Origin of the sequence: Hypericibacter sp. (assembly GCF_050729195.1) — a bacterium.
Classification (GTDB): Bacteria; Pseudomonadota; Alphaproteobacteria; order Dongiales; family Dongiaceae; genus Hypericibacter.
The window spans coordinates 16,937-35,980 of the sequence record NZ_JBOHKS010000207.1 but is presented as its reverse complement, the minus strand read 5'-3'; the positions used below and the strand labels follow the sequence as shown (position 1 = coordinate 35,980).

At 62.6% G+C, this 19,044-nt stretch carries 17 protein-coding genes; 10 read left to right on the top strand and 7 right to left on the bottom strand.

Annotated features, from left to right (window positions below; translation table 11 throughout):
• The 6 genes from ACREE8_RS16115 to ACREE8_RS16090 all read right to left on the bottom strand — a co-directional run.
• Nucleotides 1-566, bottom strand: a 566-nt coding sequence (locus ACREE8_RS16115) for an AMP-binding protein (RefSeq protein ID WP_431574031.1), incomplete at its 3' end; no start/stop codon positions are given.
• 162 nt (nucleotides 567-728) lie between these two features.
• On the bottom strand, nucleotides 729-1,163 hold the full coding sequence (locus ACREE8_RS16110) for a CoA-binding protein (protein ID WP_431574030.1): 435 nt from the start codon (nucleotides 1,161-1,163) through the stop codon (nucleotides 729-731).
• A 58-nt stretch (nucleotides 1,164-1,221) separates the two neighbouring features.
• Nucleotides 1,222-2,010 carry an enoyl-CoA hydratase gene (locus ACREE8_RS16105; protein ID WP_431574029.1) on the bottom strand — a complete coding sequence of 263 codons (789 nt, stop codon included), beginning with the start codon at nucleotides 2,008-2,010 and terminating at the stop codon, nucleotides 1,222-1,224.
• A gap of 29 nt (nucleotides 2,011-2,039) precedes the next feature.
• Entirely contained in the window at nucleotides 2,040-2,891 is an 852-nt protein-coding gene (locus tag ACREE8_RS16100) for an alpha/beta hydrolase (RefSeq protein WP_431574028.1), read from the bottom strand.
• A 99-nt stretch (nucleotides 2,892-2,990) separates the two neighbouring features.
• Complete coding sequence (locus tag ACREE8_RS16095) at nucleotides 2,991-3,821, bottom strand: transporter (RefSeq protein WP_431574027.1); 831 nt, start codon at nucleotides 3,819-3,821, stop codon at nucleotides 2,991-2,993.
• 16 nt (nucleotides 3,822-3,837) lie between these two features.
• A complete protein-coding gene (locus ACREE8_RS16090; RefSeq protein ID WP_431574026.1) occupies nucleotides 3,838-4,830 on the bottom strand; it encodes a SphA family protein in 993 nt (330 codons plus the stop codon).
• A gap of 178 nt (nucleotides 4,831-5,008) precedes the next feature.
• Here ACREE8_RS16090 and ACREE8_RS16085 point away from each other — a divergent pair, with 178 nt between their 5' ends.
• The 5 genes from ACREE8_RS16085 (at nucleotide 5,009) to ACREE8_RS16065 (ending at nucleotide 13,782) form a co-directional block, all read left to right on the top strand.
• Nucleotides 5,009-5,986: a formylglycine-generating enzyme family protein gene (locus ACREE8_RS16085; RefSeq protein WP_431574025.1), complete on the top strand. Its 978-nt coding sequence runs from the start codon at nucleotides 5,009-5,011 to the stop codon at nucleotides 5,984-5,986.
• Nucleotides 5,983-7,638, top strand: coding sequence for an arylsulfatase (locus ACREE8_RS16080; protein ID WP_431574024.1), 1,656 nt, complete (start codon nucleotides 5,983-5,985; stop codon nucleotides 7,636-7,638). The genes ACREE8_RS16085 and ACREE8_RS16080 overlap by 4 nt, the downstream gene beginning before the upstream one ends.
• 401 nt (nucleotides 7,639-8,039) lie before the next feature.
• Entirely contained in the window at nucleotides 8,040-11,039 is a 3,000-nt protein-coding gene (locus tag ACREE8_RS16075) for an autotransporter outer membrane beta-barrel domain-containing protein (protein WP_431574023.1), read from the top strand.
• 129 nt (nucleotides 11,040-11,168) lie between these two features.
• Nucleotides 11,169-12,650, top strand: a complete 1,482-nt coding sequence (locus tag ACREE8_RS16070; RefSeq protein WP_431574022.1) for a DUF1254 domain-containing protein — start codon at nucleotides 11,169-11,171, stop codon at nucleotides 12,648-12,650.
• Between the two features lie 100 nt (nucleotides 12,651-12,750).
• A complete protein-coding gene (locus tag ACREE8_RS16065) occupies nucleotides 12,751-13,782 on the top strand; it encodes an HAD family hydrolase (protein ID WP_431574021.1) in 1,032 nt (343 codons plus the stop codon).
• Between the two features lie 193 nt (nucleotides 13,783-13,975).
• Here the strand turns inward: ACREE8_RS16065 and ACREE8_RS16060 are convergent, their stop codons facing one another.
• On the bottom strand, nucleotides 13,976-14,383 hold the full coding sequence (locus tag ACREE8_RS16060) for a helix-turn-helix domain-containing protein (RefSeq protein ID WP_431574032.1): 408 nt from the start codon (nucleotides 14,381-14,383) through the stop codon (nucleotides 13,976-13,978).
• A gap of 288 nt (nucleotides 14,384-14,671) precedes the next feature.
• On the opposite strand from ACREE8_RS16060, the gene ACREE8_RS16055 reads away from it, so the two are divergent.
• The 5 genes from ACREE8_RS16055 (at nucleotide 14,672) to ACREE8_RS16035 (ending at nucleotide 18,993) form a co-directional block, all read left to right on the top strand.
• On the top strand, nucleotides 14,672-16,555 hold the full coding sequence (locus tag ACREE8_RS16055) for a hypothetical protein (protein ID WP_431574020.1): 1,884 nt from the start codon (nucleotides 14,672-14,674) through the stop codon (nucleotides 16,553-16,555).
• Nucleotides 16,552-17,334 (top strand): AAA family ATPase, encoded by a 783-nt coding sequence (locus ACREE8_RS16050; protein WP_431574019.1) that lies wholly within the window; start codon nucleotides 16,552-16,554, stop codon nucleotides 17,332-17,334. Before ACREE8_RS16055 ends, ACREE8_RS16050 begins: the two co-directional genes overlap by 4 nt.
• Before the next feature lie 73 nt (nucleotides 17,335-17,407).
• Complete coding sequence (locus ACREE8_RS16045) at nucleotides 17,408-17,719, top strand: hypothetical protein (RefSeq protein WP_431574018.1); 312 nt, start codon at nucleotides 17,408-17,410, stop codon at nucleotides 17,717-17,719.
• Nucleotides 17,697-18,134 (top strand): regulatory protein GemA, encoded by a 438-nt coding sequence (locus ACREE8_RS16040; protein ID WP_431574017.1) that lies wholly within the window; start codon nucleotides 17,697-17,699, stop codon nucleotides 18,132-18,134. The genes ACREE8_RS16045 and ACREE8_RS16040 overlap by 23 nt, the downstream gene beginning before the upstream one ends.
• Before the next feature lie 298 nt (nucleotides 18,135-18,432).
• Nucleotides 18,433-18,993 (top strand): hypothetical protein, encoded by a 561-nt coding sequence (locus ACREE8_RS16035; protein WP_431574016.1) that lies wholly within the window; start codon nucleotides 18,433-18,435, stop codon nucleotides 18,991-18,993.
• The last annotated feature ends 51 nt before the right edge of the window (nucleotides 18,994-19,044 follow it).

The following is a 19,044-nucleotide window of genomic DNA, read 5'->3' as shown; positions in this document are numbered from 1 at the left end:
GCGTAGTGCAGATTGGTGTGGCTCAGCATCCGATCCCGATCGTCGAGGGCGTCGGATTTGACGACGAGCTCCACGCCTGCCGCGATATTGCCTTGAGACAGCATCACGCCCTTCGGTTCCCCGGTCGAACCGGAAGTAAAGTAGATGGCCGCGAGGCTTTCGGGGCGGCTGGGCAAGGGCTGCGCATCGGGGGTAATTCCCGACAGAAGCGTCGCAAGCCCCCGACCGGCTTCGGCTGCGGTCAGGCAGCAGCTGGGGAGATCTGGCCAGCCGCTTTCCGCCGCGAGTTGATCCGCCATTTGCGGCGTGGTCATCAGCAGTCTGGGCTCGGTCGATCTGAGGATGGAATTGAGGCGCGCGGCAGGGCCCTGAAATTGGAGCGGCACATAGGTCGCACCTGCCGCGAGAATTCCCAGAATGACTTGGATGGCCTCCAGGCTCTTGGGCAGGCAGAAGGCGACGCGGTCACCGGGCAACACGCCATGGCGCTCGCGCAAGAATCGGCTGCAGCGCAGCATCCCTTCGCGCATTTCTGCGAAGGTGAGATGACCCGTGCCGGAGGCCATGGCCCGTCGAGTGGCCCAGGCCGACGGAAATTCAAGGAGTGGCTTCACGCTACGGCCCCCTGCGATGCCCGGTCAGAAGCCATGAATGAACATTTCCCGCCTCGGCAGGCATCGATGTGAGCGCTGCCTGCTGCGCTCTTCCGGGCGCCGGCTTTCCGGCGATTATTGCGCGCGCCCGCGCTTGGCGTCCAGCCGCGGCAGCTCGATCGCGGGGCAACGATCCATGATCACGGTGAGGCCGGCTTTCTGGCCTCGCGCCGCGGCCGCGTCGTCGCGCACGTCGAGCTGCATCCAGACGGTCCTGGCGCCGATGGCGATCGCCTCGTCGACCACGGCACCCGCCTCTTCGGAGCGGCGAAAGATATCGACCATGTCGATTTTCACCGGGATGTCGACCAGCTTCGCATAGACCGTCTCGCCATTGATCTTGCCGCCGGCCTGGCCGGGATTGACCGGTATGCAGCGATAGCCCCGCGACTGCAGGAAGCGCATCACCCCATGGCTGGGCCGCTCCGGCTTGGGGCTCGCCCCCACCACGGCGATGGTCCTGGTCTCGGCGAAGATCCGCTCGAACAGCGCGTCGGGATAATCCGGCATGGGACTCTCTGAAGGAGCTCGAATTGTCAGGGATATGTGATGCCGCCAGTGTCCTTCATCAACCGCGCCATTCGGGCTCGCGCTTCTGCAGGAAGGCATCGATGCCCTCGGCCGCGTCCGCCGCCATCATGTTCTTCACCATGACGGAGGCCGCGTAGCGATAGGCCTGTTCGAGCTCCAGCTCGGCCTGGCGATAGAAGGCTTCCTTGCCGAGCGCGAGGACCCAGGGCGACTTGCCGGCGATCTGGCGGGCGAGCTTCATGACTTCGGTATCGAGCTCTGCCGGCGCCACCACGCGGTTGACCAGGCCCAGCCGGCGCGCCTCCTCGGCCTCGACCAGATCGCCGGTCAGCAGCATCTCCATCGCAGGCTTGCGGCCCACGGCCCGCGTCAAGGCCACCATCGGCGTCGAACAGAAGAGGCCGATATTGACGCCGGGCGTGGCGAAGCGTGCGTCGTTTGCAGCGATCGCGAGGTCGCAGGTCGCGACCAGTTGACAGCCGGCCGCCGTCGCCACGCCATGGACGCGCGCGATCACGGGCTTCGGCAGCCGCGTGATGGCGAGCATGAGTGCGGCACAACGCTCGAACACCTGTTCATAGCGCTCGCGGGCCGGCATGGCCCGCAGCTCGCGCAGATCATGGCCGGCGCAGAAGGCGGGACCGTTGCCGGCGATCACCACCACCTTGGCGGCGGAATCCTGGGCCAGTCGGGCAAGCGCCTCGAGCAGCTCGCCCATCAGCGAGAAGGAGAGCGCATTGCGTGCGGCCGGACGATTGAGCGTCAGGATGGCGATGCCGTCTTCGATCCGCGAGACAAGCTCGGGCTCGTTGGCGAGGCTGCTCATGAGGACTCTCTTTTGGGGCCGCTTGTCGGCTAGAGCCCCATCTGCTTCAGCATGGCCTGGGCCAAGACACTCTTGGGCCAGCTCAGGCTCTGGGTGATCGAGAAATGATGCGTGTCGGGCAGCTTGATGAACTCGGTCGGGAGCCCCTGCCGGCGCAGATAGGCCTCATAGGCCTCCGACTGCTTGATCCATTCCGGCGTCTCTTTGGCCCCGACCGCGACCAGGACCGGGCAATGCGCGCGCAGAGGGAGGCTCAGCGGGCTGTTGCGCGCCACCATCTCCGGCTTGAGCCGGATCTCCGCATTGGCCTGGATGCGCAGCACAGGATCGATCTGATAGATGCCGGTGAGACAGGCAGCACCCTTGATGACGTCGGTGGGGACCGGGCTGCGGGTCCAGTCCTCGGCCAGCATCATCGCGGCCAGATGGGCGCCGGCGGAACTGCCCGAGAGATAGATCTTGTCGGCATTGCCGCCGAGCAGGCCCGCATGGCGATAGATCCAGATCACCGCGTTACGGGTCTGCTGCACGACGGTGTCGAGCGTGACCTTGGGGCAGAGATCGTAATTGAGGACGACCGTCGTGGCGCCGCCCGCGACCAGCGGCTCGGCGACATAGCTGAAATCCTTCTTGTCGAGCGCCCGCCAATAGCCGCCATGGATATAGACATGGATGGGCGCGCCGGGGCTGCTCGCCGGAAACACATCGAGGCGCTCGCCGGGGCTCTCGCCATAGGCGATGTCCGCGGTGTGGCGAAGCCTGGCCCTCGTCTCGGCCGACAATTTGGCGTCGCGCGCCAGCCATTCGTCGCAATCGGGCGCGGCGATGCGCGGGCTGAACTGCGCGTTGACGGTGGCGTCGTCGAGATGATCATAGGCCATGAAGTTCGCCTGCCGTTAGAGACCGCGCGATCTTGGCCGATGGCGGGCGAGGGGTCCAGAGCCGCGGGCAAAGAGCGAACAGCCCTATGGCGCTCGCGGCTATTCCGGGAATAGGAAGGTCACGATGAGCCGGGCGCCGAACCCTTCGGGACCCCCTTTGGGCGCATCGGCGTAATAGCGCACGCCGCCGCCGATGCTCAGGGGCTGGTCGCCGATCTTCAGCAGCTGGGTGACGGTGAAATTGAGCGGCACCGTCCATTCCTCGGCCTTCCAATTGTAGGTCGATTCCGTGTTCAAGGTGAAAGTCATGGCCTCGGCGGTGGTGTAGGAGACGAAAGGCTGCAGGAAGGCGCTGCTGATCGCCTCACGGCTGTCGGCACCGGCGACCGACCAGATCTGGTTGGCTAGCATGCCGATGGTCCAGGGGCCGGCCTGCTTCAGGACCACGAACGTCGGCCCAAGGCCGAACTTCTCCGAACCCAGCAGATCGTCGGTCGCCGTCGGGATCAGGAAGGCGGGACCGGCGCCCCAGATCAACCCGCCGAAGGCAGAGGGCGCCTTGGGCGAGAAGAAGAAACTCTGGGTGACGTCGCCGAGGCCGAACTGATGCTCGTTGAAGGGGTAAATGTCATTCTGATAACTGATCGGCAGGATGGTGCGGGAAATCACATTCCAGTCGGGACCCAGCGAGATCGGGATCACCGGCTGGACGTTCACATAGTAGCGCTCGCCGTCATTGGGTCCGATCTTGAAATCGGCATTGAATTGGAAGGGAAGGCTGATCAGTGAGGCGACCGGGTTGCTGAGCTTCTTGGCGAGCTCCTCGTTCGATTCCTGGGCGTTCGCCGGACTTGTCAGCGAAGAGAGGGCGAACATTGCCAGGGCCAGGCTCAGGCATCGAACGATCGATCGTTCCAGAGCGGTCGCCATTTTCGTTCTCCTGTGATCAGAATCCGGCGCCGAGCGTCAGCGTGAAGACATCACCGGCGATCCGATCGACGGCCGTGATCTCGTGATTCCAACGGAACGTTGCCGTGAGCAGGCTCGGCAGATAGATGATCCCGATCTGCGGACCGATCGCGTAGACGGCGTCATGATTGTTGTTGGCCGCGTCCGAGCCAGTGTCGTCCGTTGTCTGCCATTGCGCATAGCCGGTCACCGCGAGGTCCAGCAGGAATTTCTCGTCGAGCGGGATGTAATGATCGACCGCCCAGTTGAAGCTGGCGCGCTGTCCCGGGGTCAGGTCCTCGCCCTCGACCTTCGAGTTGAACTCGTAGGTGAAGGCGCCGACGACGGCCGTGGTGCGGTCGGCCCAGGGATACCAGGCGACCGAGCCCTGGAACTGCTGGGTCCAGAAACCGAGGCCGATATTGTCGGTCGAGCCCGCGTTGAACCGTCCGGTCGGCGCGTAGAAGCCGTAGCCGACGGTGAAGTCCCAATGCTCCCGGTTCCAGCTCAGCCAGAGCGGCTGGACGAAGAGATCGCCGAAGCCGAAGGTCGACTGGCTGGCGTTGCGTCCGAAGCCGCTGATGGTCGAGACCGAGGCGTCGAGCGAGGTGTTGCTCAAGGTCGGGATGACATAGGCACCGTAATGGCCGCCCAGCACGTCCCAGGGCGCGATATAGAGGAAGGCGGGGGCGACCACGAAGAGATCGACATCGACATTGACGTCGACCTTGTTGCCGTTGGGCAGCGTGACGGAATCGGTCTTGTGACCGTCGTCGTTGTAGAAGCGGTCGGCATGGTAATACATGCTGTAGTCCGCGATGTAGAAGCCCGGCTGCGGCATGACCGTGTCGCGCGCATTGGGCAAGCCGGCGAAGTAGTGGCCCGTGCCGCCGGCCTGTGCTGCGCTCGCCGCCAGAAGCGCAAGGCCCAGCATCAGGAAGAACACCGAGATGCGACCGCGGCCGTGACCGTCCCTAGGTTTGAATGTCACATCGTCCCCCCTTGGTTTCCGATCGGATCGGCTCATCTTCTCAGGAAGCGAGCCTGCCTCAAGATAGGTGGTTGGCCCAAGGTCGAAATGCGGCCATGCTGGGTGATCCGGATAAAGCCCGTCGTTCGAGCCGTCCGGCGATCTTTGTCCGCAGCAACGGGGGAGGGCGGGGCGTTCCATGAATTTCGATCCGGGCATAGCGCCGACCTCTCGTCAAACGGCCGGCAGGGGCATGGTGTGGATTTCCGGCGGCGTCTTTCGCATGGGATCCGACCATCACTATCCGGAAGAGGCGCCGGCGCATCGCGTCACGGTCGATGGTTATTGGATGGACGTCCAATCCGTCACCAATGCCGATTACGCCGCCTTCGTTGCCGCGACGGGCTATGTGACCATGGCCGAGCGGCCGCTCGATCCCAAGGATTATCCCGGCGCCAAGCCCGAGCTGCTGAAGCCCGGCGCGCTGGTGTTCCGAAAGACGGCGCGGCCGGTCGACAAGCGCGATCTGAAAAACTGGTGGCATTATGTGCCCGGCGCCGATTGGTGCCATCCGCTGGGGCCAAACAGCGAGATCGAGGGGCTCGAGCGGCATCCGGTCGTGCATGTCGCCGATGAGGATGCCGAGGCCTATGCGGCCTGGGCCGGCAACTCATTGCCGACCGAGGCCGAGTGGGAGTTCGCCGCGCGCGGCGGGCTCGATGGCGCCGCCTATTGCTGGGGCGATGAGTTCGAGCCCGAGGGCAAGCCGATGGCCAATACCTGGCAGGGCGAGTTTCCCTGGCAGAACCTGCTCGAGGACGGGTTCGAGCGCACCGCGCCGGCCGGCTCCTTTCCCGCCAATGGCTACGGGCTCTACGACATGACCGGCAATGTCTGGGAATGGACCAGCGACTGGTACAGCGCACGCCACAGCGCCGACGCGGCCAAGGCCTGTTGCGTACCGGCCAACCCGCGCGGCGGTCCAGTGGAAAGCAGCCACGACCCGCGTCAGCCCAACGTCAGGATTCCGCGCAAGGTGGTCAAAGGGGGATCGTTCCTCTGCTCGCCGAGCTACTGCCTGCGCTATCGCCCGGCGGCCCGTCAGCCGCAAATGGTCGATAGCGCGATGTCTCACATCGGCTTCCGCTGCATCGATCGAACCAGGAGGGCTCCATGACTGACGTGCCCGAGAAGCGTCCCGAGACCACCAGGGCCAGCGAGAGTATCCCGAGGACCGTCAACCGGCGTCAGCTGCTGAAGGCCGGTGGATCGCTGGTAGCCGCGGCCGCCATGACGGCGACGGCGATCGGTGCCGCCAAGGCCGACGACACAACGACAGGCACGCAAATTGCTGCGGCGACGACCGGACTGCCCAACATCCTGGTCATCTTCGGCGACGATATCGGCCAGACCAATATCAGTGCTTATTCCTTCGGCGTGATGGGAATCCGGACCAACAATATCGATCGGATTGCCAAGGAAGGCATGATGTTCACGGACTATTACGCGGAGCAGAGCTGCACCGCCGGCCGTTCTTCCTTCATCACCGGACAGAGCGTATTCCGCACGGGTCTCAGCAAGGTGGGTCTGCCGGGCGCCGATATCGGCCTGCGCAAGGAAGATCCGACCATCGCCGAGCTGTTGAAGCCGCTGGGTTATGCCACCGGCCAGTTCGGCAAGAACCATCTCGGCGACAAGGACGAGTTCCTGCCGACCAATCACGGCTTCGACGAGTTTTTCGGCAATCTCTATCACTTGAACGCCGAAGAGGAGCCGGAGCTGCCGGACTATCCGAAGGATCCCGAGTTCCGGAAGAAGTACGGTCCGCGCGGTGTGATCAGGTCCTTTGCGGACGGACGAATCGAGGATACCGGCCCGCTCACCCGGAAGCGGATGGAGACCATTGACGACGAGACAGTCGATGCCGCCATGGATTTCATCGACCGGCAGGTGAAGGCGAACAAGCCGTTCTTCTGCTGGTGGAACGCGACCCGCATGCATCTGCGCACGCATGTCCGTGACTCGATGAAGGGAAGGTCGGGTCAGGACGAATATCTCGACGGCATGCTCGAGCATGACGACGATGTCGGCAAACTCCTGCAGAAGGTGGACGACCTCAAGATCGCGGACAACACGATCTTCCTCTACACAACCGACAACGGGCCGCATGCCAACACCTGGCCGGATGGCGCGACGACCCCGTTCCGCTCGGAGAAGGATACGAATTGGGAAGGGGCCTTCCGCGTTCCCTGCATGATCCGCTGGCCCGGCAAGATCCAGCCGGGATCGGTGTCGAACGAGATCGTCAGCGGCATGGATTGGCTGCCGACCTTCCTGGCGGCAACCGGTGTTCCCGACATTAAGGAGAAGCTTCTCAAGGGCCATCAGGCCGGGAGCATGACTTACAAAGTTCATCTCGACGGCTACAACCAGCTCGACTATCTGACCGGAAAGGAAAAGAAGGGCGCCCGCGAAGAGATTTTCTATTTCTCCGACGATGGCGATCTGATGGCGGTGCGTTACCAGGATTGGAAGCAGGTCTTCCTGGAGCAGAGGGCCCAAGGCACCTTGCTGGTCTGGGCCGAGCCCTTCACGCAGTTGCGCATGCCGAAACTCTACAATCTACGGCGCGATCCCTATGAGCGGGCGGATGTGACCTCGAACACCTATTGGGACTGGGTTATGGATCATGCCTTTCTGGGCGTGCCCACTCAGGCCTATGTCGGGAAATTCCTGGCGACCTTCAAGGAGTATCCGCCCCGACAGAAGGCGGCGAGCTTCACCATCGACCAGATCCTGGAGAAGCTGCAGACCCCAGCGGGCCAATAGAGGCGCTCGGGCAAACCGGCCAAGATGCCATTGGGTCCCCGCGGGTGTTCGGTGTTCCCCGTGGGGATTTGGCATCAAGCCTGTTGTGGGAGAGGCGGGCGTCATCTACACTACATCCTTGGCGTGCATTGACGCTGCGCCAGGCGGTTGCAGCGGAGAGCCGATTTAACCGATATCGAAGTGCCGTGACGCGGTCGCATTTCTGAGGAGGGCCCAGCTCTTCGTCCAGAAATGGGGAAGCCATGCGTTGTGGACGAACGGCGAGTGTCGCGATTGCCCGGCGAATCAATCGGCTCGCGATAGGAATCTTTACGGTTCTGCTGATCGCGACCTGTTCAACAGCCCGAGCGCAGGATGTCGGTCCTGGTGCGGTTGTCGGGCCCGTCAACCGGGCTGCAGGCATGAGCACCGTGCTGGGCGGAACCACCATCACATCGACTGGCACAAACACCGGCATCAACGTGACCGGCGGGGTGGTGAATGTGAATCCGGCTGCTGGGTCGGCGCCAGGACCGATCGTCGTGCAGAGCGCCGGCGGCCCCGCAGTTCGCGCTCAGAGCGGTCAGGTTACCATCAGTCCCAACTCGACCTTCCGCACCACGGGCGTTGGCCCGGGTCTGGTGGCCTTCGGCGGCGGCGGTATCGATGCGAGCGGTATCACGGTCAACACGGCGACGCTCGGGCCTTTGAGCGGCGGTGATGCGTTCATAGCCGATCCTGGCGGAACCATCCATCTGGGCGGCAATATTACGGTCACGACCAACGCCTTCAACGCCGTCACCTTTGCGGCCGGCGGCGGCGTTGCTGGCAACGGCCGCATCACCGTCGACGGCCCCAATCTTTCGCTGTCCTCGCAAGCCAACGGATCGATCGGCGTCTACCTCCATGACGGCGGCCAGGTGTTTCTACCCTCAGGTACCGTCTTCACATTTGCTGGCGGTGCGAGCTCGGGGATTGTTGTCGATAATACGACCGCGTCTGGTTCGCTGGATGGGCTGACCTTCCATTTCAACGGCCCCGGGACTTCCTCCAATTCGAGCGTTGGAGCGACGGTCGAGAACAGCGGGAACCTGACGATTCAGAACATGACGGTCGACGGCCCCGCAGCCGGGGCCGGCGCTATCGCTCGCACGAATGGCCGGATCAACATCTCGAACAGCAGCATAACCATCGCGGACGTAACGGGCGGGCCTGTTGTCTATGTGCTGTCGACTCCTAACTTCCAGCCCGACATCTATGGCGTCACGGGTTTCAGCACGACCGGCGGTTTGTTTGCCAATGGGGGGACGATCGTCAGCAATGGCGTGACCATCGGTGTTACCGCGACGACACCCAACCCCCAAGGTTTCGGCATTGTTGCCAACTCGGGCGGCAGCGTCGATTTTACATCGAACATCGTCACCGTAACGGGAGACAGAGCGTTCGGGCTGTTCAGCCAGGACGCCGCGACACTCACAGGCCACAGTTCGACGGTCATAGCCAGCGGTGGTGGCGCGGGAATCCGGTTTCAGAATTTCGGCGCGGCGAATACAGGCCGCATCACCCTGACCGATACGACCGTCGACGCCAGCGGCACCGACACGGTGGGCCTGGTGGCTTCCGGAAGCTCAACCTCGACGAACATACTGAGTATGACGGGCGGCCGCCTCACGAGCGCCGACGATACGGCAATCCTCGCCCTCACGAACCTCGATGCGACCTTCCAGAACGGCGCCGTCGTCACGGGCGGCGGCGGTTTTCTGCTCGAGGGCTCAGGCACGTCGCTGATCAACCTGACGGCGGACGACAGCCATCTCACGGGCAACGCCTCGGCTGCCGCGGCGACGACCGTCAATCTGACGCTGCGGAATAACTCGGATTGGTCTGGTGCCGCGTCGGATGTGAACAATGTCAGCCTGAGCTCGAATAGTCTGTGGAACATGACGGACAGCTCCACGGTGCGGACCACCGTCAGCGACACGGACAGCCTGATCCAGTTCACGGCGCCATCGGGCGGTGTCTTCAAGACGCTGACGACGCAGAACTACACGGGCAGCGGCGGCAATCTTGGTTTGAACACCTTCCTCGGGACCGACGGCTCGCCCTCGGACCTGCTGATCATCGATGGCGGTGCCGCGACCGGGTCGTCCACGATCCATGTGACGAATGCGGGCGGGCCCGGGGCTTTGACCACCGCCAACGGCATCCTGGTGGTCGACGCCACCAACGGCACGACCGACCCCGGTGCCTTCACCCTGGCCGGCGGCACCGTCTCGGCCGGCGGCGCTATCGGCTACCAGCTCTTCCGTGGCAATTTCGACGGCTCGCCCAGCGAGAGCTGGTATCTGCGCTCGGAGGTCGACTGCACGCTCGATCCGAGCTTCCCCGGCTGCGAGGCGAACCCCGATGCCCCCAGGGTGCCGGTCTACAGCCCCGATACCTCGCTCTACACCGCCATCCCCTCGATGGCCCTGATCTATGGCCGTGGCATCATGGATACGCTGCATGAACGGGTCGGCGAGGAGGAGCATCTGAGGAACCGCGATCGTCTCGACGACGACACGGCCGGCTTCTGGGGCCGTGCCATCGGGCAGTTCGGCCGTCAGGACGGCGATTCCAAAGGCGTCTATGACGAAGGTCCCAAGTTCGACTACAGCATGGGCGCGATTCAGATCGGCAAGGATCTCTATCGCGGCGAAGACGAGGACGACATCAAGGATAGCGCTCGCGATCATGCCGGCGTCTATGGCGCCGCCGGCCTGATCGGCGGCGACGTCACCCATTTCGACGGCAACAATGCCGGCAGCGATCTGATCGGGATTTACAGCCTCGGCGCCTATTGGACGCATTTCGGTTCGTCGGGCTGGTATCTCGACGGCGTGTTCCAGGCGAGTTGGTACGACGTCAATGGCGATTCCCTGTCGCAAGACAATCTGAACACGGCGGGCTGGGGGATCGCGGCCTCGCTCGAGGGTGGCTACCCCATCAAGCTCGGCGACGGCTACCAGATCGAGCCGCAAGCACAGGTCGTCTATCAGACCATCCAGATCTATGACGCCAATGACGGTGTGTCGGAGGTGTCGTTCGGTAACATCCAGTCGCTGACGGGACGGGTGGGTGTTCGCCTGTCGCGGGACTGGCAGCTCGAGGACACGGCCAAGCCGCGCCAACTGACCGCCTGGATCCGGCCCAGCGTCTGGGAGGAATTCCTGGGCACGCCCCATACGCGGATTTCCTCGCCGACGGGTCCGGTTCCCTTCAGCTCGGATATCGACGGGACCTTCCTGCAGCTCAATGCCGGCGTCAGCGCCGAGGTCACCCATGCGATGTCGCTGTTCGCCAATGTCGGCTACGACACCGCCCTCGACGACAACAACAGCTACGACGTCAACGGCAAGGTCGGCGTCAGATTTACCTGGTGAAAGCCTCCTACGCCCTGGTCTATACGTAGGGCAGTGGATTCAAGAGGCAAGCGGCGTTTCGATCATCGGCGCTCGGGAAATGTCTCGCCGGCATCTGGGAATTCGTCAATTACACGACGGAGTGTCGCGATGAATTACACAGCAGGGCTGGCGATCGCGCTGGCGGTTGCGTTCACCATGTCGGCATGCGCGACCGACTCCTCCAAGAGCACGTCCACGACGGACTCCTCCAAGAATGCGCCCTATGAGCTGGTGCAAGGTTATCCGACGCCGGACACGGCACAGCGCGCGCAGGATGACGCCGATTTCCAGCGCGCCGTGACCGCCTATCGCTTCTGGTACCCGGCGGTTTCGGTCGAAGGAATCTTCAACGGGAATCGTGCCGTCGGAATCCAGGACAACCTGGCCATGGGCATCGCCGCGGCCGGTCCGCGTCAGGTCGGGTTCACGCTCAATTCCGACACGCCCTATGGATCGGCCGCGCTCGACCTGTCGCAAGGCCCGATCGTGATCGTGGTGCCGCCAGGGCCCTATATCGGGCTGGTCGACAATCACTATCAGGGTTGGATTCTCGATCTGGGCCTGCCGGGACCGAACGAAGGCAGGGGCGGGAAGCATCTCATTCTGCCGCCGGGCTATAAGGGCCAGGTGCCGGCCGGCTATCAGGTCGGCCGGTCGTCGTCGTTCAAGGTTCTGCTGGCCGTTCGGGCGCTGCCGATGAAGGGGAATGTCCAGGGTGCCATGGATGCCCTGCGTAAGCTCAAAATCTATCCGCTCTCGACCGCCGCCCATCCCAAGCTCATGACATTTGTCGATGTGACCGAAACGTCCATGGACAGCACGGCGTTGCGCTGGGAGGACAACATCCAGTTCTGGGAAGAGCTCCATCGGATCGTCGATGCCGAGCCGCTGGTGGAGCCGTTCCTCCCGATGTACGGCCTGCTCTCCGCGCTCGGCATCGAGAAGGGCAAGCCGTTCGCTCCCGATGCGCGCATGAAGGCCATTCTGGAGCGCGCCGCCGAGGCGGGGCGGGACCAGATGCTGGTTTCCGCCTTCGCCAGCACGCGCCCCGACCGGCTGGCCTGGCCGGACCGCAAATGGGAATGGATCGGCCTGGTTCCCGGCAGCGCTCAGTTCGAGACGCCCGCCGGTATCGACCTCGAGGCCCGCGATCGCTGGTTCGCGCAGGCGATCGTGACCTCACCCGCCATGTTCCGCCGCACCGCCGGCGCGGGGTCGCTTTATTGGCTGGCGGCGCGCGACGGGACAGGCGCCTATCTCGACGGCGGCAAGAGCTACAAGCTCTCGATCCCGCAGCCGGTGCCCGGCAAACTCTTCTGGTCGGTGACCGTGTATGACGCGGCGACGCGTTCGGAGGTACAAACCGACCAGGACAAGGCTGCGCTCCGCTCGATGTTCGAGCTGAAGGATGCCTCGACCTCCGCGCCGGTCGATCTCTATTTCGGCCCCGTGGCGCCCGCCGGCCATGAAGACCGGTGGATCAAGACCAATCCCGGCAAGGGCTGGTTTGCCTATATCCGCATCTATGGCCCGCAGCAGGCGGCGTTCGACGGCAGCTGGAAGCCGGGGGATATCGAGGAGACGAAGTGAACGGCTTTGATCTAACGCGCGGACCCATCAATTGGGACTGACGGAAGTTGGCCAAGTTCCAGCGATAAACTGGGATGAGCCCCGTGCAAGGAGGCCAGTCATGAGCAATATGTCGAGCCCTTCGGATCTGAGCCGTCGCCAAGCCTTGACCTTGCCTCTCGCCGCGGCCGCCGTCGGTCTGCTGGCGCCGTCCCTCGCCAAAGCCGCCACCGGCGATCCACTGCCTTCCTGGAACGACAGCCGCTCCAGGACGGCGATCCTCGATTTCGTGACGCGCGTCACGAAGGAGGGCGGGCCCGATTTCGTGCCTGTCGAGGACCGCATCGCGGCGTTCGACAATGACGGTACGCTCTGGTCGGAGCAGCCCGCCTATTTCCAGTTCTTCTTCGCGCTCGCCCGGATCAAGCAGCTCTATCCCGAACATCCCGAGTGGGAAAATCAGCGGCCCTTCGCCGCGGCGATCGCGGGCGACATGAAGACGCTGGCCGAGAGCGGCGAGAAGGGCATGATCGAACTGGTCATGGCGAGCCATGCCGGCATGACCACGGCGGAGTTCGCGCAGCTCGTGGTCGATTGGATCACCACGGCGAAGCATCCCCGTTTCAACCGGCCCTTCACCGATTTGGTCTTCCAGCCGATGCTCGAGACCCTGGCGCTGCTGCGCCAGAACGGTTTCAAGACCTACATCGTGTCCGGCGGCGGCATCGAGTTCATGCGGCCCTGGACGGAGAAGGTCTATGGCATTCCGCCCGAGCAGGTGGTGGGGAGCTCCATCAAGACCAAGTTCGAGATGAAGGACGGCAAGCCGGTCCTGATGCGCCTGCCCGAGATCGACTTCATCGATGACGGTCCGGGGAAGCCGGTCGGGATCAATCGCTTCATCGGCCGCCGGCCGATCTTCACTGCGGGCAATTCGGACGGCGATCTGGAGATGCTGCAATGGGTCACGGGCGGGCAGGGGCCGCGGTTCGGCATGCTGGTGCATCACACCGACGAGAAGCGCGAATGGGCCTATGACCGGCAATCCTCGGTCGGCAAGCTCGACAAGGCGCTCGACGCCGCGACGGCGGCCAAATGGACCGTGGTCGATATGAAATGGGACTGGAACAGGATCTATCCGTTCGGCGGGTGAGCCCTGAATGCCGTGATATCAGAGGGTTGATAGCAGCTGCGAAGGATATTGGGCCGAAACCGTGGACTCGTTACCGCTATCTGTCAGTGGTCGGAGCTATTTGGCAGTAGAAATGGGATTCGGCGGCATCTGGTGGCATCTGGTGGGATAAGAATTCGGTGAGGAAAGCTCAGGTGGGCGGCGGCGGGGTTCTCTACCGCGAGGTCTTTCGGCGCCTGGGCCGAGCGGAGGGAGATTTGGGGGCGGGTTCGGTCGGCGGCGACCCAGCCCAGTCATCTGCGTAGCAGCGCTGGTACCACTCCATGAAGGCCTTCGCCCGCTGCCGAAGCGCCATGGTGGGCGTGCCGGCGTCGCCGAACTGGTCGCTGAAGTCCAATGATTCAGACACATGCGTCACAGATAGCGCGGCTGCTTGGCCGCTCAAAAGCCAGTCTGCGCTGACCTTTAAAATCTCAGCGATCCGTCGCACTGCCTCGGCGGGGATCGCTCGTTCGCCTCGCAGATAGTTCTGCAGCGATTTGTAAGGAATTGCCGCCTCGTCCGACAGCCGGCGAATCGTGTAACCACGATGGGCGAGCGCAGCGCCGAGTCGGATGCGCAATTCTCCTGAAGCGTCGCTCGGTGAGCCCAAACAAATCCCCTGGACTTTGACAAAGGCTCATTTGAGCCTATAATGGTCCTATGTTAGGACCACATCATACCCGACGGAAGGCCGATTTACACCACCAGGTGAGGGCCGGCTTTATCAGCCGTGGAGACACCTTCACGGCATGGTGCAAGCGGAATGGCATTGATCCTTCCTATGCCGCTCGCTTGTTAAACGGCCACAGGAACGGCCCTGCCGCGCGCCAAATCCGCCATCGAATCCTCCGTGCAGCGAGGATGGTCAATGGCTAAGGCTGTCGGCGTCGAAGCGCGTTGGCGCCGCTCGATCATCCTGCCCGCTCTCGATCATTCGGCAGAATCGGGAGCCAAATCGGAAGCGATTCGCGAAATCGCGAAAAAGCCCCACCTCCACCCCACTGGCAAAGAGGTGCACATCTCCGAGCGAACGCTTTGGCGCTGGATCGCGGCGTTGAACGAGCGCGGCGTTGGTGGGCTGGCACGCCAGCCACGCGAAGATCGCAACGTGAAGAAAGTCCTGATCTTCCGGCTCTGGGATGAGGCTGTAGAGTTCGACGAAGCGACGCGGGGAGCCATTTGCGACCGCCTCAATGAATATATTGGAGGGCTCTATGCCAAGGGATTCACGCGGCGCCAGCTGCAGCTCCTGGCGAAAACGGAGCTGGAGAGATGCACGCGAGCTGCTGGCTGTGCCCTGCCGCCGGACAAGCTCAAAGCGATCTGCCACGTTCCGATCGCCTTCATCAGGCGGCATCGGCACAAGCGGATAATCTACCGTAAGGACAACGACGCGAAGCGATTCAGCGACACCGAGCGGCCTCGGACTCCGAGAACCCGCGAAGGTCTCGAACCGATGTCCATGGTCTGCGCCGACGTTCACCACTTCGACGTCATCATGCAGCGTGACGATGGCTCCGTGTTCACTCCCAAGCTGATCGCCTTTCAGGACCTGCATAACAATCGAATCTTCGGCGACCTGGTGTTCCCTCCGCAGGGGACGTTCGTATGTCGGCGGGATGTCAATCTGGCATTCATCCGCATGACGCAGCACCCACAGTGGGGGCTGCCCGCTCTGGTCCTGGTAGACAACGGCAAGGAGTTCGGTCATTTCGATTTTATCGATGACGCGATGACGTTGGCTCAGCGTGCCCGTGTCGAATTCAGCGCCGGCCTCGTCGGCGACCATCCCGACGCGGTCGCCAGAATGAAGGAGCTATACGCCGCGCGCCGAAAGGCAATCATTCGATCACTCCCGTACAACGCAGCGGCGAAGCCGATCGAAGGAACCTTCGGCAACCTGGAGCGCTACGTCTTTTCGCACATGCCGGGTCATATCGGCGGCAACCGGATGCGGCAAAAGAGCGCCAACGTCGGCCGCGCGCCAAAACCGTTCCCCGGTGGCCCCGATGAATTCCGTCGGGCGTTCACGACGGCCATTGAGTTCTATCACTCGTTGCCACAACAGGGCGCGCTTGCAGGGAAGAGCCCACGACAGGCATTCGAAGATGCCATCGCACGAGGCTGGCAACGGATCGATGTCGATCCGATCGCGCTCGCCGAAGTATTTTCCGAGCCGGTATCATGCACGGTTCGCCAGGGTGCAGTTAAGATCAAAAAGCGCCTATACGAAGCGCCCGAATTGTACCGCCTGATTTCGGGCACAAAGCTGCGCGCCCATCTGCCATTGGACGAAACCGAAGAGCGCGTGGCGTTGATCGGAGAGGACGGCTTTTACTGCTTTGTGACCCCGGTAGAGCGCAAACACATACTGGATATTAAGGGGGCCAAAAATGGGGCGCGACGAAGCGCCGAGCAGAACGAAGTCCTGGCGCAAATGCGGTCCGAGATAGATCCATCAATCGATCCCATGGAAGAGATTCGCCGCGCGATACCGGGCGGCCCCGCGCTCATCCCGCCGAGCGGTGGCGTGATCGAACTCGACAAACATGCCGAAGCAATCGCGGATGAACGGCGAAAGCTTCCTAAGCCACAGGCTAAATCTGGCCTGTCTGTTAACAGGAAAGCCGAGTTTTGGCGACAGCTCGATAGTGGCGTGCTGCCCGAACCGACGGCGGACAATAGTCATGATGCCCAGGAGCTGACGCAAGGCGCGGCGGCCACGCGGGTTAAGAAAGGTGGTGTGGGATGAGCGAAGTCGTTCCTCTTCCGAATTCTGGCGGTGATCCGAAACGCGAGATCATCAAGACGCCGACGCTCGATACTATTCATGGCCTGATCAACCAGGTGCAGCGGAACCCCAAGCTGGGGATTCTCGTAATCATCGGACCGCCGGGCGTCGGGAAGACCACGTCGCTTGAGGCCTATCAGCGTGGGCGGCCGGCAGACTATTGCAAGATGACGACGGCGCATGACTCGCTCGGCACCGGACTGAGGCATATCGGCAAAGCCATGGGCATCGATCTTTTGGACACCATGGCGAGCAAGATGTTCGACATCCTTGCCCGCGTTATGTGCGAAAGAGCCAGCTCTCGCGCGCCCGGCCGGCGCCCGATCCTGATGATCGATGAGGCACAGGACATGTCCGACCGGCTTATCCAGACGATCCGAAGCCTCCATGACAGATGCAACGAGGGGAACGACAAGCCAGGCTACGGGCTAGTGCTATGTGGCAACGCCACCTTCCCGGAACGATTCAGCAGAGCGCGCTTCGAGCAACTGCGCGACCGCATTTTCATGATTTGGACCGTCAAGGAGCCGGAGATCGGCGACTTGGAGGCGATCTGCCAGCATTTCGGCATCACCGATGAGCGTGCTGTGAAACTCCTGGAGCGGCAAGCCTTGACCGGAAGCCTCCGGCGGGTGGTCCGGATCATGGAGACGGCGCGCCTCGCGCCTGGGCCAAAGAGACCTCTCGATGCGCAAGCGATCGCTTCGACCATCGAACATTTGGGATACGTTAAGAACTGATGGTGGATTAAGAGCCGCCGAAAAGAAGCGGCCAAAGTGCGTGTGGACTGCTGCAACACAAGGAGAAGTGAGAATGAATGCGATTAGCCAGCCGAAGCCAAATGCAGAAGGAAAAAAAGGCCTGCGAGATCTGATTGCTGATGTGCGGGAGAAAGCCGCGCTTAATGGGGTATGCGCCATGTGCCAGCTTCGGCGCGATTTTACGGACGCCGAATTGCAAGAGGCGTCTTTGTTCGACATGGCTGCGGCACTACGTGGAGTTCTGGAGGAATGCCAGGATCAGTCGGTGGATGGGAAGAAATTTGTCATAGGCACGACGGTTGATCTTGTTGGGCGCCTTCGGGAGTTGGAGTGGGAGGATCATGAACCTCGTTTCGAAAGCTAAAATTGGTTTGATCCACGTCGCCAAGGCCAAGCTCGGCCTTGGCGACGACGACTATCGCGCGATCTTGCGCCAGGTCGCCGGCGTCGAGAGCAGCACCGCTCTCGACGAAGCCGGCTTCGACCTGGTGATGCTCCATTTCGAGAAGCTGGGCTTCAAGAGCGATTGGGGTCAACGAAACTTCGGACACCGGGCCGGCATGGCGACGCCAAACCAGGTCGCACTCATTCGCCATCTGTGGAGCGACTACACCGCCGGCGAGGGCACCGACGCCAGCCTCGGTAAGTGGCTCGATCGGCGGTTCAAGGTCAGCTCGGTGCGCTTCCTCGACGCCGACGCGGCTCGGAAGGCCATCGCGGGACTGCGCAACATGACCCAGAGACGGAAGGCTGGTCATGACCCGAAAACCGCGGCCTGAATTCCTGACATCCTCCGAATGGCGCGCCCGGCACCTCCGAGGGCAGCCCTCGCGGATCGCTGGCGATCCGGAGCTGCGCGCCTTCATCGACGCACACCTACCTCAAATGAGCTTCTTGAAACTGGCGGCCTTGGCCAGAGAAAAATTCGGCGCCGATCGAGCCCCCAGCCGGTCGGCCGTTCATCGGTATTGGAAGCGGTTTTCCGGCGCCGAGTGAGCCGGCGCTCCTACCCTAACCCTGGGATGGCCCTTTGCCGGCCATTTAAACGGGGTTTTAAACGGGGAGTCGGTCTCCGGGGTGGGGGTGGTAGCCCATTTCGCGCTCCCCCTTGCACGGGCCGCTAATCGCCCGACCAAAACGGCCCTGCACACCAGCCCGCCCGAACCGGACAATTGTCCGGGTTTCATATCTGACTATCGCCTGGGCAATGTCGCCGGCATGGCCAAGTGGCAGCCCGGCTTAAAGATGGATCCGGACATCTTTCTGCTCCCGAAAGAGTGGCGACCTGTCGCCGAGATCGTTGGGATAGACCCGATCCTGAAGTTGGCACAGACGATCGGAGGCTCTCAGGTTTGGGTAACGAGAAATCCAATCTTCAGAGGCAAGCCAACGGTACTGGTCGAAATTGTCGGACGTGAGGCCGCAGAGGCCATTGAGGATGTCTTCGGCAGAGGCCGCATGATGATTCCGCGATTCACGAGATTGAAGCGCATCATACGTGCCAGGGAAATGCAGCAGCTCAGAATGAGCGGCGTCGGGATCACCAAGCTCGCGCGCCAATTTAAGATGCACGAACGAAGCGTGCAGCGGTCTACCCGGACCAAAGGGCTCCGAACCAAGGCGAGCCTCAAGAAATGACCCCGAGCTTCATCTCACCCAATCGGGCCGGCAGGCGCTTATGCCGGTGCG

Bases quoted from the DNA above. Each gene is read 5' to 3' on its own strand.
- ACREE8_RS16110 (WP_431574030.1), bottom strand. From the start codon at position 1,163: ATGCCGGATTATCCCGACGCGCTGTTCGAGCGGATCTTCGCCGAGACC.
- ACREE8_RS16105 (WP_431574029.1), bottom strand. From the start codon at position 2,010: ATGAGCAGCCTCGCCAACGAGCCCGAGCTTGTCTCGCGGATCGAAGAC.
- ACREE8_RS16100 (WP_431574028.1), bottom strand. From the start codon at position 2,891: ATGGCCTATGATCATCTCGACGACGCCACCGTCAACGCGCAGTTCAGC.
- ACREE8_RS16095 (WP_431574027.1), bottom strand. From the start codon at position 3,821: ATGGCGACCGCTCTGGAACGATCGATCGTTCGATGCCTGAGCCTGGCC.
- ACREE8_RS16085 (WP_431574025.1), top strand. From the start codon at position 5,009: ATGAATTTCGATCCGGGCATAGCGCCGACCTCTCGTCAAACGGCCGGC.
- ACREE8_RS16080 (WP_431574024.1), top strand. From the start codon at position 5,983: ATGACTGACGTGCCCGAGAAGCGTCCCGAGACCACCAGGGCCAGCGAG.
- ACREE8_RS16075 (WP_431574023.1), top strand. From the start codon at position 8,040: ATGAGCACCGTGCTGGGCGGAACCACCATCACATCGACTGGCACAAAC.
- ACREE8_RS16070 (WP_431574022.1), top strand. From the start codon at position 11,169: ATGAATTACACAGCAGGGCTGGCGATCGCGCTGGCGGTTGCGTTCACC.
- ACREE8_RS16065 (WP_431574021.1), top strand. From the start codon at position 12,751: ATGAGCAATATGTCGAGCCCTTCGGATCTGAGCCGTCGCCAAGCCTTG.
- ACREE8_RS16055 (WP_431574020.1), top strand. From the start codon at position 14,672: ATGGCTAAGGCTGTCGGCGTCGAAGCGCGTTGGCGCCGCTCGATCATC.
- ACREE8_RS16050 (WP_431574019.1), top strand. From the start codon at position 16,552: ATGAGCGAAGTCGTTCCTCTTCCGAATTCTGGCGGTGATCCGAAACGC.
- ACREE8_RS16045 (WP_431574018.1), top strand. From the start codon at position 17,408: ATGAATGCGATTAGCCAGCCGAAGCCAAATGCAGAAGGAAAAAAAGGC.
- ACREE8_RS16040 (WP_431574017.1), top strand. From the start codon at position 17,697: ATGAACCTCGTTTCGAAAGCTAAAATTGGTTTGATCCACGTCGCCAAG.